The sequence below is a fragment of the uncultured Lacinutrix sp. genome (assembly GCF_947500325.1).
Lineage (GTDB): Bacteria > Bacteroidota > Bacteroidia > Flavobacteriales > Flavobacteriaceae > Lacinutrix.
The window spans coordinates 87,804-100,645 of sequence record NZ_CANMRQ010000006.1 but is presented as its reverse complement, the minus strand read 5'-3'; the positions used below and the strand labels follow the sequence as shown (position 1 = coordinate 100,645).

The window sequence follows — 12,842 nt, the reverse complement described above, 5'->3', positions numbered from 1 at the left end:
GTTTTATGACATCGTGTCAGTCATTTTGTGTTGGCACAATCATTGACTTATTCCTCTCGTAAATAATTAATAAAATTAAACACACACATATACTATGAGTAAGATTATTGGAATCGATTTAGGAACTACCAACTCTTGCGTTTCTGTAATGGAAGGTAACGAGCCAGTAGTTATCCCAAATGCTGAAGGAAAAAGAACAACACCTTCAGTTATCGCTTTTGTTGAAGGCGGTGAAATTAAAGTTGGAGATCCTGCAAAACGTCAAGCAGTAACAAATCCAACAAAAACAGTTTATTCTATAAAACGTTTTATGGGTAATAAGTATTCTGAATCTAAAAAAGAAGCAGAACGTGTACCTTATAAAGTAGTAAAAGGAGATAATGATACACCACGTGTTGATATTGATGGTCGTTTATATACACCACAAGAATTATCGGCAATGGTATTACAAAAAATGAAAAAAACTGCTGAAGATTACTTAGGTACTTCAGTAGCAGAAGCAGTAATTACTGTACCAGCATATTTTAACGATGCACAACGTCAAGCAACTAAAGAAGCTGGTGAGATTGCTGGATTAAAAGTACGTCGTATTATCAATGAGCCAACAGCAGCAGCTTTAGCTTATGGTATGGACAAAAAAGGAACAGACCAAAAAATAGTTGTATTTGATTTTGGTGGAGGAACACATGATGTATCTATCCTTGAATTAGGAGATGGTGTATTTGAAGTACTATCTACAGATGGTGATACACACTTAGGAGGTGATGATGTAGATGAAAAAATTATTAATTGGTTAGCTGATGAATTTAATGCTGAAGAGTCTATGGATTTAAGAAAAGATCCAATGTCTTTACAACGTTTAAAAGAAGCAGCAGAAAAAGCTAAGATTGAATTATCATCATCTGAACAAACAGAGATTAACTTACCATATATTACAGCTACAGCTAGTGGGCCAAAGCACTTAGTGCGTACTTTAACACGTTCTAAATTTGAGCAGTTAATTGACGATTTAGTAAAGAGAACAATAGAACCTTGCCAAACAGCATTAAAATCTGCAGGATTATCAATTAATGATATTGATGAAGTAATTTTAGTAGGTGGTTCTACTCGTATTCCAGCTGTACAAACTGCTGTAGAGAAGTTTTTTGGTAAAGCACCAAGTAAAGGCGTAAACCCAGATGAAGTAGTATCATTAGGAGCAGGAATTCAAGGTGGAGTTTTAACTGGAGATGTTAAAGATGTATTACTTTTAGATGTAACACCTTTATCATTAGGTATTGAAACAATGGGTAATGTAATGACAAAACTTATTGAAGCAAATACTACCATTCCAACAAAAAAATCTCAAGTATTTTCAACAGCAGCAGATAATCAACCATCTGTAGAGATTCACGTATTACAAGGTGAAAGAGCAATGGCTGGAGATAACAAAACTATTGGACGTTTTCACTTAGATGGGATTCCACCAGCACAAAGAGGAGTACCACAAATTGAAGTGACTTTTGATATTGATGCTAATGGTATTATTAAGGTTTCTGCAACAGATAAAGCAACAAATAAGACACAAGATATTCGTATTGAAGCGTCTTCTGGTTTAACTGATGAAGAAATCCAAAAAATGAAAGCAGATGCAGAAGCAAATGCAGAAGCAGATGCAAAAGCGGCAGAAAATGCTAAGAAATTAAATGAAGCAGATTCAATGATTTTCCAAACGGAAAAGCAATTAAAAGAATTTGGTGATAAATTATCGGATGATAAAAAGGCACCAATTGAAGAAGCTTTAGAAGAACTAAAGAAAGCATACGAAACTAAAGATATAGCTGTTATAGAGCCTGCGTTAGAGAAAATTAACGAAGCTTGGAAAGTAGCTAGTGAAGAAATGTACAAAGCACAACAAGAGGCTCAAGGTGGAGCAGGAGCAGGACCAGAAGCTGGTAATGCAGAAGCACAGCCTGAAGGTGATAATGTTGAAGACGTAGACTTCGAAGAAGTTAAGTAAGAAGAAGACCAATTTTTTAATAGAGAAATGGTAAGAATTACTTATCCTAAAATTCATTTTGGGATCTTTAGAAAGAATTAAATTATAAAAAACGCAATCATTTATTTGATTGCGTTTTTTCTTTTAATATAGCAAATAATATATGATGTTTCTATGTAAAAAATTTATAATCAACACCTTATGAAAAGTGAGTAAAATGTTAATTTAAAAAAAAATAGTATATTTAACTATTAGTAAAATCTGTAAATCCCAAATTTACTCATGAAAAAACTAACCACAAACCTACTTATAATACTTTTTATTAGTATTTCTTTTTCTTGTTCTAAAGATAATTCTATAGACGATGATACTACTTTAAATATAGGTTCCTTACTAGGTGTATGGAAATTGACTGCTTCTTCTCAAAATGGAATTAATTATAAACTTACCGAATGTGACTTATTAGATCTTATAATATTTGATGAGACTAATATTATTTATGTTTATAATAAAAGTGGAAAAGGTAATAAATGTAGTGTACAAACACTAAACAAAAGTTACACGTTAAGAGATAACATTATAACTGAAGAAGATGGTACAGAAATTACCATTCAACAACTCTTTATTACAGAGCCTTCGTCTTTAATTATAGAGTTTGAAGAAGTCAGTGATAATGAAATTATTATTTTTCGAGAAACTTATATTAAGAAACAATATTAAATTTAATCTTTAATAATTTTATTTAAGTGTATTCTTAGGCACTTTTTAACGCTTTATTTTTAAAAACATAATTCCTTATGTCTTTAACTCAAACCAATTATAGCTTTAGTTAACTCAGTTATTTAAACATAATTATTTATTCGATTACATTTTTTATTTAAAAGCATAATAATAAACTATGCATGCATAATAAATTAATACTTATATTTGTATGACTAATTTTAATATAAAGATGAATACCAAACTCACAGAACTTTTAAATATAAAATACCCAATAATTCAAGCACCAATGTTTTTGGTTTCAAATGTAGCTATGGTTACAGAAGCAATGAAAGGAGGCATTGCAGGTTGTATTCCAGCACTTAATTATAGAACATTAGAAGAATTAAGAGCTGCTATTAAAGAATTAAAGGCTAATAAAGTAGAAGGCGGATCGTTTGGTTTTAACTTAATTGTTAATAAATCAAATATTAAATATAAAGGGCAATTAGAGGTGCTATGTGAAGAAGGATGTGATTTTATAATAACGTCTTTGGGTAGTCCTGAAGAAACTATTAGGCAAGCTCATAAAGTTGGTATAAAAGTGTTTTGTGATGTTACCGATTTGCGTTTCGCGCAAAAAGTAGAACAATTAGGAGCAGATGCAGCTATTGCAGTAAATAATGAAGCTGGTGGACATAGAGGTAATTTAACACCGCAAGAGTTAACTAACCAATTAAGCGAAAAGCTAAGTATTCCTGTTATTTCTGCTGGAGGTGTTGGCTGTAAGGCAGATATTGATAATATGCTAAGTTATGGAGCAGAAGGAGTTTCTGTAGGAAGTCCTTTTATAGCTTCAATAGAAGCAGGTGTAACAGAAGAATACAAACAAGCTTGTGTGGATTATGGGGCAGACGATATAGTGATGACAGAACGCATTTCTGGTACACCATGCACAGTAATAAATACACCTTATGTTAAGAAAATTGGTACTAAACAAACGTGGTTAGAATCTGTATTAAATAAAAATAAGAAGCTAAAAAAATGGGTTAAAATGATTCGTTTTTCTATTGGTATGAAAGCGGCCGAAAATGCAGCAACTAAAGCCACTTATAAAACAGTATGGGTTGCAGGGCCAAGCATAGAACATACTAAAGCTATACTTCCTGTAAAAGATATAGTTGCTAAATTGGTGAATTAATAATACTTCTATTTTAATTTACGATTTCATTTATTCGTTTTTTTAAGATTTTCACTTTTATTATATTGTTATGTTTAATTGATAAATAAAATGACAATTAGTAAAAAGAGAAAAAAACGGGTGAATGTGGAAGGGAAAGAATATCTCTGGTGGGTTTTTGACGAAACAGACCAAACAGAATTTGATGGAATTCAAATTAAGGCTGTCAGTTCTGACCAATCGATGTTTCTAAAATACGGATTACAGCAAATTGAAAATAATCGAAAAATTGTTATTTCACTTAGAGACAATATAAAGTTAGTTCACATATTTTCTCCTACAAAATTTGAAAATAAGGATGGAATTATTACGAAGAGTGGAGTCGTTAGATTGATAAATTGGTGCAAGAGAGAAAATCATATCATTCAATATGCTTTAGACGGCATGAATAACAATTTAGATGAAGAGTCGCAGAAATTAATTTTGAAAGAACTCCAAAGTATCTTATAATGTGATTGTCTAAATAGGCAATTAGCATGTATTTAAGACGCAATCATTTTATATTAATTAGTAGACTTATTAATTCAAAATTCAATACAAATGAAAGTCACAGCAGAAAAAAATGAAAAAGTTGCAAAAATGATTTTTGCATCTATTTATCCACTTTATTTGAATAGGTTGGAGAAGAATGGAAGAACCAAGAAAGAACTAAACCAAGTAATAGAGTGGTTAACTGGATTTGATGAAGATAAATTACAAGTACTTATTGAAGAGAAGGTAACATTTGAAACATTTTTTCAAAAAGCAGAATTACATCCAAATGCGCATCTTATTAAAGGCGTTGTTTGTGGATATCGAATAGAAGAAATAGATGATGAATTTGAAGTGTATAGACAATGTAGATATTTAGATAAATTAGTTGATGAATTAGCAAAAGGGCGTAAGATGGAGAAGATTTTGCGATAAAAATAGTATAGGTATTCATGTCTAAAATACATTTTTGCACTATACGTAAGGTGTAGAAATTAATGTTATAGTTTCAGTAAAAAGTAAAGTAGATTAACTAATACATATTTTTTGATAACTTGACTTGGTTATAAAAATAGCCGAACTTCGTTTAGCATCCGATAAGAAACATTAAAACGCTTTTTATCGATGAAACATTGTACGCAATTTGAGAAAACTAAAATGGAAGGAATAGGAAATACACCACTTGTCAAACTAAAACATCTTACCAATTCTAATTCTGCAGATATTTATGTAAAGATTGAAGGAGCAAATCCAACCGGGAGTATGAAAGATAGAATGGCACTGGCTATGATTGAAGGTGCTGAAAGAAGAGGCGAATTAAAATCTGGCGGAACTGTAGTTGACTATACTGGCGGAAGTACTGGAAGTTCCTTGGCAATGATTTGTTCTGCAAAAGGCTATAAAGCACATTTTGTTTCATCTGATGCTTTTGCCGAGGAAAAACTTCAAACTATGAGAGCGTTTGGAGCAAAACTTGAACTGATTCCGAGTGAAAATGGAAAAATAATAGCTAGAATTATTGATAAAGCACTCGAAAGAGTTCGAGAAATTGCGAAACAACCGAATACGTTTTACACTGACCAATTTAAAAACATTGACAATCGTAATGCCTACCATAAAATGGCATACGAAATAATGGATGTTTTAGGAAGCAATATTGATGAGTTTATAACAGGTGTGGGTACTGGTGGATGCTTTTCTGGAAATTCGGAAGTATTCAAAAAGGAAATCTCTGGAATTAGATGTATTCCTATAGAACCATTTAATGTGAGAACATTATCTGGAGGAGATACATCAGGAACTCATAGGCTCGACGGAATGGGAGCTGGATTTATTCCAGAAATTTGTCGATTGGATTTAGCAGATGAAATAATTTCCGTAAAAGATGAAGACGCATATGAAACTGCTAGAAAATTAGCAAGAATTGAAGGAGTGTTTGGAGGTACTACATCTGGCTCCAACGTGTGGGCAGCTTTACAAAGAGCTAAAATTATTGGAAGAGGAAAAACAATTGTAACTGTTGTTTGTGATTCAGGATTAAAGTACTTAAACGGAGATTTATATAAATAAAAAACTGTGTATAACAACCTTTATAATTCATTGTTGCAGAATTTTCTACGGAAAATTCCTGTCTTTATATAATCGCTTGGTTCTAGCGGACAATTCTACAACGAAACCATAGCCCAATCGTTAAACCAAACACCCTTAAAAACAGATGTTACTTCTTCTATTTACTCAATATAATTTATAATTGTTACTATGTATAAATAACTTATAGAAGTGCTTAATTTTCTTTTAACTGTAACATTTTCTAAATACTATAATCTATATACTAAAATATAAAACATTTATATTTAGTTAAATAAGCTTACTGTACATTTTAAATAAAATTTAATATCATGAGATTTTTTAAAGCTATTAGTATTTTATATGTGGTTGTATCTGTATTTACAGCACATGCGCAAGACAAATTAGAAATAGAACACACGATTAATTCTAAGGTTTTTGGTAAAGAAAGAAAAGTAAAAGTCCTTTTGCCTAAGTCTTACTCTAAAGATTCTACTGCTACATATGCAGTAACTTATGTTTTAGATGCACAACATAAAGTATTTTGGGATGCTGCTAAAGGAAATATAGGTTATATGGTATATAATTATTCTGTAATACCAATGATAGTTGTTGGTGTTGTTTCAGACAATCGCGGTAGTGAGTTTAACCCAGAATCTTCTAAACTAAAAGAGCACTTTAAAAAAGAAATTTTTCCTTTTATAGAGAAGAATTACAGAACAGATGGTTTTAAAACCATTATAGGTCATTCTTGGGGTGGCGCTTTTGTTGGTAATACTTTATTTAGTGATAATAGAGATATGTTTGATGCTTATATTGGTATTAGTCCTTCTTTTGGAGATACAGATAATATAATTGTAAAAAATGCAGACACTTTGTTGAAAAACAAAACTGATTTTGGAAAATATCTCTACTTTTCACATGGTGATGTTGGTAGAAGAGAAGCAGAGTTTGGTGGCTATGTTAATACTATAGATTCTCTAATAAAAAAATACCCAAATAATACAATAGCTTGGCAACCTCGTTTAATTGAGCGTGTTGGACATTGGCAAATTGTTGGGCCTTCTATTTGCGATGGTTTAATTAGTATGAGTAGAAATTACTTTGCAGATCAAAAGGTAATTGAAGACTTCTCGAAAATTTCGAAAAATAATTTAAAACAAAGAATTGACGATTTCTATGATGATAAAGAAAAGGTCTTTGGTTATGTTCATAAAGCCAGTGCTGGTTATTTAAATTTTATAGCTAACGATTTTAGAGATAGAGATGATTACGAAACAGCTTTGGCTATCTATAATATGGCTTTAGACAAAAAACCTAATAGCGTTAGGGTGTATGTTAACCTTTGCGATATTTATGATAAAATGGGAGATAAAAAGGTTGCTAAAACTTTTTTTAAGAAAACACAGAAATTATTGGAAGAACAAAAATCTGAAGTCAGTGAGAATTATTATAAAGATATTTCTGAATGGATTAAAGAAAAATTGACCACTTTAGATTAAAGTTAATAGCATAAAAACTATCTTTGATGTGGTAAAGGCTGCTTTTAAGCAATAAAAGGAATTGTGTTAAAATCTCAAGCTGTCGCGCAACTGTAATTAATAATTTAATTTATTATAAGCCAGATTACTTGCCTTTATTAATATATAACAATAATGCTTTCGCGATTTGAAGCCTGTTAGTAGCTCTCTATATATTAGATTTTTAGCTATTCGTGTTTCATAATAAAAGAAAAGTATTTTAAAATGAAACAAATGAAAAAAGAACCACTTAGAGCACCTTTAAAAAGTTGGGATTTTTATGCCTTATTTCTTCAAAGGCAAGCAAAAGAATTTGTTAAAAATACAGAAATAGAAATATTAAAAGAGTATAAAGAGCAATACAATTGGTCTTTTAATATAGAAAAAACCTTAAATGAAACGACATTTGAAGCTATAGTTCTAACGAATGATACTCAAGAAATTCAATGGGTAAATAAAGGTTTTGTAAAAATGACAGGTTATCCTGCAAAATTTTCTAAAGGCAAATCACCTAAATTTTTACAAGGGGAAAAATCATGTCAAGCGTCTTTAAAAACGGTAAGAGAAAACATAAAAAAAGAAATCCATTTTAAAGAGCGTATAATTAATTATAGAAAAAATGGAGAGGAATATATTTGCGACATCGAAATATTTCCTTTAAAAAATAAGGAAGGTAAACTTACTCATCTATTAGCTTTAGAAAAAGAAGTTTATATTTAAATACTAAATAAAACCTTTAAAATAGCAGCTCATTTTTACTTAATAATTTAGTTGTTTATCGATTCACTTTTTAAATATAATAACAACTGGTGCTTCGTTTAAATCTATCTTATATTAATATCTTTTTAAGAATAGCTCCAGTTTTTTCAACAGCTTTTCTTTATCATAATATAATAAAAGATGAATTTTTTTTATTCAATAATTCTATTTCTGTTTTCAATTGAAAGTAGTTTACAGCTCTCTTGTTTTCCAAAAAACAGATAACGGTTTTTAGAAATAAACCTATATACTAAATCTCTAATTTTTTTTGGTATTATTTTAAGTGTTATAAATACTTTCCACAATGATCCCAAATCATAAAATATAGATATAATAGCATCCGAATGACTTTTAATTTTTCCATTACTCAAATAATAAATTGTAGTAATCTTTTTATTATTTATAACAATGTCATTTTTTAAAAGTAGATCTTCAGCCTTTTTAGTTTGTAAAGAAATAAAATTCATTTTTAAACTTTTATCCTTTTCTAATATAAAAAGAACTAAACCATTACACATAGCACATTCACCATCGAAAAAAACAATATTAGTTTTCATATTGTAATATAATTATGCATTAATCCATGTAGTAAAATAATTCCAGGATATGCTAGTGGAAATGTGTATAAAAAGTCATTTAAACCCATTAAAACAGCTGTACCAAAATGGAAAATAAAAATACCAGCCAGCGCAAAAAGAATAGCATATTGATTAGGTATAAAAAATGTTATTGGCACTGCAAGCATAATAAATATTGCTGAATGAGACATAAACCTTTCTATTTTTGGGAAAGCTTTAATGTATTTGGCAATTTTAGGTATTCCATAAGAATAAGTTCCAAAAATAAGATGTAATACATTTCCTTTTCTCCAGTATGGAGACAATAGTTTCGCGATACCCGAAGTTGTGTATCCTAAAACTACTTGTGCTCCTAAGAAACCTAATGCAACAATTTTTTCAAAATTAGTATCTAATAAAAAACATAAACTAAAGGATAATAACGCTAATATTCTTAATTGATCTGCACCATCTTTTCCAGCGGTTCTATTTATATAAGAATATAGCGTTAGAGCAGTAAGCGATAAGAAGAAAATTTTAAATAAAACTTCCATGTTTAAAAAGAAAAAAGTACCAGTAAACAGTAAAGATATAACTTGTAGTTTATGAATTTTTAACCACTTCCTTTTGTTTAGTGATATAGTATTTATTTTTGGATAGATAAAATTGAAATAATGATTTGGCGTAGAACTTAACTCTAGCACAGACATTAATGTAGAGAATAAAATTAAGTATAAACTTATTGCATAACCTATATTTATTAAATTTGAATATTCCATAATTATATAATTTGTAAGTTAGAATCAAATACAACGCTCTTAATTTTTAGGTTTTTTACACCTTCAGAAGTTACAATAGCAAACTTTAGAGCGCTAGCTTTAATATTTCGTTGTTTTAAAAATCTATAAATTGATAAAATAATATTTATGTGATTAGTTGATGATTTTAGTTGCTCTTTATTTTGTATGATATGTTGTTCTTCAAGCAATTGCTGGCAAATATCTATCATGCCTTTATTATAATATTTAAATGGATTCCAGAAAATTCTTTTTAAAGCAAATTCTTTATACATATCAAGTTCTTCCCAATTAGAATTTGGGTCTTCTTCTATTTTATAAACTAATCTAAAATCATTTGCATATGGTTTAGGAGCAAAGAAAGAATAGTTTGGTAATAATTGAAGTTTGTCGTACTTATTTAAGTATTTCTGAAAATACTTAATCTGATATAAAGTACTTGCCACCATAAAAATGGCAAGTACTATTAATACAAAAACTAACATAATTAAGAATTCTCTTTTCTTAATTGAATTAACTCATTTAAAGTAGTTTTGGCATCTACAGATTCTAACTTGCTAGTTTCTGCTGGTCTAGCTGCTAATATTGCAGCAACCGCTACTGGACAAACTGCCGTAGCAACATTTAAAGCACTGGTTACAGCAGGGTTAGAAACAACATTAGTAACAGCATTAACAGCTTTACTAGCAGCGTTAACAATACTACCAATAAAAGCTAGATCTTGAGTTCCATTTTCTTCTACATGAGCAATTAACAGGTCTAATGCAGCAAGCTCTTTTTTAGATAATTTTGACATTTTAAAAGTTTTTTAATGTGAGTACCTACTCTTTATATGGCTTTTCGGATACCGCCAAAAATCAAGAAATAGGATAGTAGCGATCTATCTTTTATCTAGAATGTTCTTGATAATAGATCAAAATTATTTATAAAGAAGGTGTTTATTAAGCGTATAATTTCTTAATGTTTAAAACAAGTAATTATACTTAGGAAAAGGAATAAGGTTATTTAAATGTATTAAGTAAGTTGTTTTATAATATCAACATTTACAACATGTTTACCTTCAAAAGGTATGATATTAACTTCGTTTCCAAATAGCTCATTAGCTCTTTTTGTTTCATACATAATACGATCTGCGTTGAGGTATTCGTCTTCGGTACCATAAACTAGAGATACTTTAGCTTTTAAGAATGAAAAGTCTTCAGGAACTAATTCTTTTGGTATGCCACCAGAATGTAATACTAACTGGGAGCATTGTAATTGTCTAGTCTTTATATATCTTGTTGAAACGCTTACACCTTGAGAATACCCTAAAATAATAAGGTTTTTATTTTTTGGTATTTGCTCTTCTTCTAAAACAGCATCAAAATATTGCATTATGTTTTCAGTTTCTTTAACTGTATTCTCTTTAGTTAACCAACTGGCACCAACATGTCTAAAGTTTTTTTGATAATATAAACTTGGAGCTTGTGGTGCTATAATGTAATTTTTGTCTGTATTTAACTCAGAAAAATACTTGATAAAATAACGACTTAAATAACCCATGCCATGGCATACAAACCATACATTTTCTGTTTTTTCGGTTAATGTATTTAATGTAGAATATGATTTTTTGGTAGTATAAGTTATCTCTTTTTCTAGCATTGCTCGCTTTGTTTCGTATTTTTACAGCACTAAAATAATCTTATTTAATGAAACTATCTAAAGCCGAAATGCTAGAGCAAGCAAATGCAGCGTCGAAAAATACATTAATGGAAACATTAGACATTAAAATTGTAGATTTTGGTGACGATTTTTTAATAGCAAGTATGCCGGTTAATTCACGTGTTTATCAACCAGATGGAGTATTGCATGGTGGTGCAACTGCAGCATTAGCAGAAAGTGTTGGAAGTTTCGCGTCTCATCTTTTTACAGATACAGAAAATATGTTTGTGCGCGGATTAGAAATCACGGCTAACCATTTAAAAAGTGTAAAAGAAGGTCTAATTTATGCAAAAGCTACATTTTTACATAAAGGCAGAACCACTCAATTAATAGATATTAAAGTAACAGACGAAGCAGATAATTTAGTTTCTATTTGTCGGTTATCTACCATTACATTGCCCAAAAAAAAGTAATACATGTTGCAAGACCAATTTTTTGAGATAGCCAACACTCATTTTGACGAAGCATTACCATTTGTATTATATAGAAAACCTAATACAAATGCTATAAAGGGATTATTTCAAAATGATAATAATATTCATACTTCAAAACACTTAAAAGATAGTGGATTTGTTTTTGCGCCTTTTAATACCGAAGAGCAAACAGTATTAATTCCTATTGAAAATTCTTCTTCTATAGAAACTAATTTTACTTTTCAAGAACAAGAAAATGTTTATAAGGAACAAGACGAAAATTCAATTGATGCAAAAGCATTTCATGTACAATTAGTTACTAAAGCAATAAATGCTATAAATAATAATGAATTCAAGAAAGTAGTACTTTCTAGAAAGGAAACGATAAATCTATCTGAAGCTAATCCAATTAAACTATTTCAACGTTTATTAAAAGTATATTCTAAGGCTTTTGTATACTGTTGGTATCATCCAAAAGTAGGATTATGGCTTGGTGCTACTCCAGAAACTTTGATAAGTATCACAGGAAATAGGTTTACAACTATGGCATTGGCTGGTACTCAAAAAGATGAAGGACATAATACAATAAATTGGGAAGCTAAAGAGATAGAAGAGCAGGAATTAGTTACTAGTTTTATAGAAAATAATTTAAAACCTCTAGTACAAAATATTATTATTGGAGCAGCAGAAACTATTAAAGCTGGTAACTTACTACATATAAAAACTAGAATTTCTGGTACTATAAATTCAAATCTAGAATCTCTTATTAAGGCGTTACATCCAACACCAGCAGTTTGCGGATTCCCAAAAGAAGAGAGCAAACAATTTATTTTAAAAAATGAAAATTATAATAGAGAATATTATACAGGCTACTTAGGAGAATTAAATATAAAAGAGAAAGCGACTAGAAATACTAATAGACGTAATGTAGAAAATAATGTATATACTTCTATAAAAACGGTATCAAATTTATATGTTAATCTACGCTGTATGCAATTAACAGATAGTAAAGCAAGCCTATACATTGGTGGTGGAATTACTAAAGATTCTAATCCTGGGAATGAATGGAAAGAAACAGTAAATAAAACCTCTACAATGAAAAAGGTCTTGTTTTAATTCCAATTAAAAACTGTATGTCGTA

The 12,842-nt window shown here is 29.8% G+C and carries 15 protein-coding genes and 1 riboswitch; of the genes, 10 read left to right on the top strand and 5 right to left on the bottom strand.

Annotation, left to right across the window (positions count from 1 at the left end):
• The first annotated feature begins 94 nt into the window (after positions 1 to 94).
• The 8 genes from dnaK to Q0997_RS09590 all read left to right on the top strand — a co-directional run bounded on the left by dnaK (position 95) and on the right by Q0997_RS09590 (position 8,194).
• Positions 95 to 1,999: a molecular chaperone DnaK gene (gene dnaK / locus Q0997_RS09625; RefSeq protein ID WP_299888033.1), complete on the top strand. Its 1,905-nt coding sequence runs from the start codon at positions 95 to 97 to the stop codon at positions 1,997 to 1,999.
• A gap of 261 nt (positions 2,000 to 2,260) precedes the next feature.
• Positions 2,261 to 2,698, top strand: a complete 438-nt coding sequence (locus Q0997_RS09620) for a lipocalin family protein (protein ID WP_299888030.1) — start codon at positions 2,261 to 2,263, stop codon at positions 2,696 to 2,698.
• A gap of 211 nt (positions 2,699 to 2,909) precedes the next feature.
• A complete protein-coding gene (locus tag Q0997_RS09615; protein ID WP_299888027.1) occupies positions 2,910 to 3,878 on the top strand; it encodes a nitronate monooxygenase in 969 nt (322 codons plus the stop codon).
• A gap of 90 nt (positions 3,879 to 3,968) precedes the next feature.
• On the top strand, positions 3,969 to 4,367 hold the full coding sequence (locus Q0997_RS09610) for a hypothetical protein (protein WP_299888024.1): 399 nt from the start codon (positions 3,969 to 3,971) through the stop codon (positions 4,365 to 4,367).
• 90 nt (positions 4,368 to 4,457) lie between these two features.
• Positions 4,458 to 4,823, top strand: coding sequence for a DUF2200 domain-containing protein (locus Q0997_RS09605; RefSeq protein ID WP_299888021.1), 366 nt, complete (start codon positions 4,458 to 4,460; stop codon positions 4,821 to 4,823).
• A 189-nt stretch (positions 4,824 to 5,012) separates the two neighbouring features.
• The gene (locus Q0997_RS09600) at positions 5,013 to 5,957 is read left to right on the top strand and encodes a PLP-dependent cysteine synthase family protein (RefSeq protein WP_299888019.1); all 945 of its coding nucleotides are present in this window, start codon (positions 5,013 to 5,015) and stop codon (positions 5,955 to 5,957) included.
• A 329-nt stretch (positions 5,958 to 6,286) separates the two neighbouring features.
• Positions 6,287 to 7,456 (top strand): alpha/beta hydrolase-fold protein, encoded by a 1,170-nt coding sequence (locus tag Q0997_RS09595; RefSeq protein ID WP_299888016.1) that lies wholly within the window; start codon positions 6,287 to 6,289, stop codon positions 7,454 to 7,456.
• An 18-nt stretch (positions 7,457 to 7,474) separates the two neighbouring features.
• A riboswitch (cobalamin riboswitch) is annotated at positions 7,475 to 7,607 on the top strand.
• Positions 7,608 to 7,708: 101 nt separating this feature from the next.
• Positions 7,709 to 8,194, top strand: a complete 486-nt coding sequence (locus tag Q0997_RS09590; protein WP_299888013.1) for a PAS domain-containing protein — start codon at positions 7,709 to 7,711, stop codon at positions 8,192 to 8,194.
• Between the two features lie 191 nt (positions 8,195 to 8,385).
• Here Q0997_RS09590 and Q0997_RS09585 read toward each other — a convergent pair whose 3' ends face one another.
• From Q0997_RS09585 to Q0997_RS09565, 5 genes are all read right to left on the bottom strand, one after another.
• The gene (locus Q0997_RS09585; RefSeq protein ID WP_299888011.1) at positions 8,386 to 8,790 is read right to left on the bottom strand and encodes a thiol-disulfide oxidoreductase DCC family protein; all 405 of its coding nucleotides are present in this window, start codon (positions 8,788 to 8,790) and stop codon (positions 8,386 to 8,388) included.
• Complete coding sequence (locus Q0997_RS09580) at positions 8,787 to 9,569, bottom strand: hypothetical protein (RefSeq protein WP_299888009.1); 783 nt, start codon at positions 9,567 to 9,569, stop codon at positions 8,787 to 8,789. The genes Q0997_RS09585 and Q0997_RS09580 overlap by 4 nt, the downstream gene beginning before the upstream one ends.
• Positions 9,570 to 9,571: 2 nt before the next feature.
• On the bottom strand, positions 9,572 to 10,072 hold the full coding sequence (locus Q0997_RS09575) for a hypothetical protein (RefSeq protein ID WP_299888006.1): 501 nt from the start codon (positions 10,070 to 10,072) through the stop codon (positions 9,572 to 9,574).
• A 2-nt stretch (positions 10,073 to 10,074) separates the two neighbouring features.
• Positions 10,075 to 10,383 (bottom strand): hypothetical protein, encoded by a 309-nt coding sequence (locus Q0997_RS09570; RefSeq protein ID WP_299888004.1) that lies wholly within the window; start codon positions 10,381 to 10,383, stop codon positions 10,075 to 10,077.
• 218 nt (positions 10,384 to 10,601) lie between these two features.
• Positions 10,602 to 11,228, bottom strand: coding sequence for an esterase (locus Q0997_RS09565; RefSeq protein ID WP_299888002.1), 627 nt, complete (start codon positions 11,226 to 11,228; stop codon positions 10,602 to 10,604).
• Between the two features lie 47 nt (positions 11,229 to 11,275).
• Here Q0997_RS09565 and Q0997_RS09560 point away from each other — a divergent pair, with 47 nt between their 5' ends.
• Both Q0997_RS09560 and Q0997_RS09555 read left to right on the top strand, forming a co-directional pair.
• Positions 11,276 to 11,701 carry a hotdog fold thioesterase gene (locus Q0997_RS09560; protein ID WP_299887999.1) on the top strand — a complete coding sequence of 142 codons (426 nt, stop codon included), beginning with the start codon at positions 11,276 to 11,278 and terminating at the stop codon, positions 11,699 to 11,701.
• Positions 11,702 to 11,704: 3 nt separating this feature from the next.
• Positions 11,705 to 12,817, top strand: a complete 1,113-nt coding sequence (locus tag Q0997_RS09555) for a chorismate-binding protein (RefSeq protein ID WP_299887996.1) — start codon at positions 11,705 to 11,707, stop codon at positions 12,815 to 12,817.
• Positions 12,818 to 12,842: the final 25 nt, after the last annotated feature.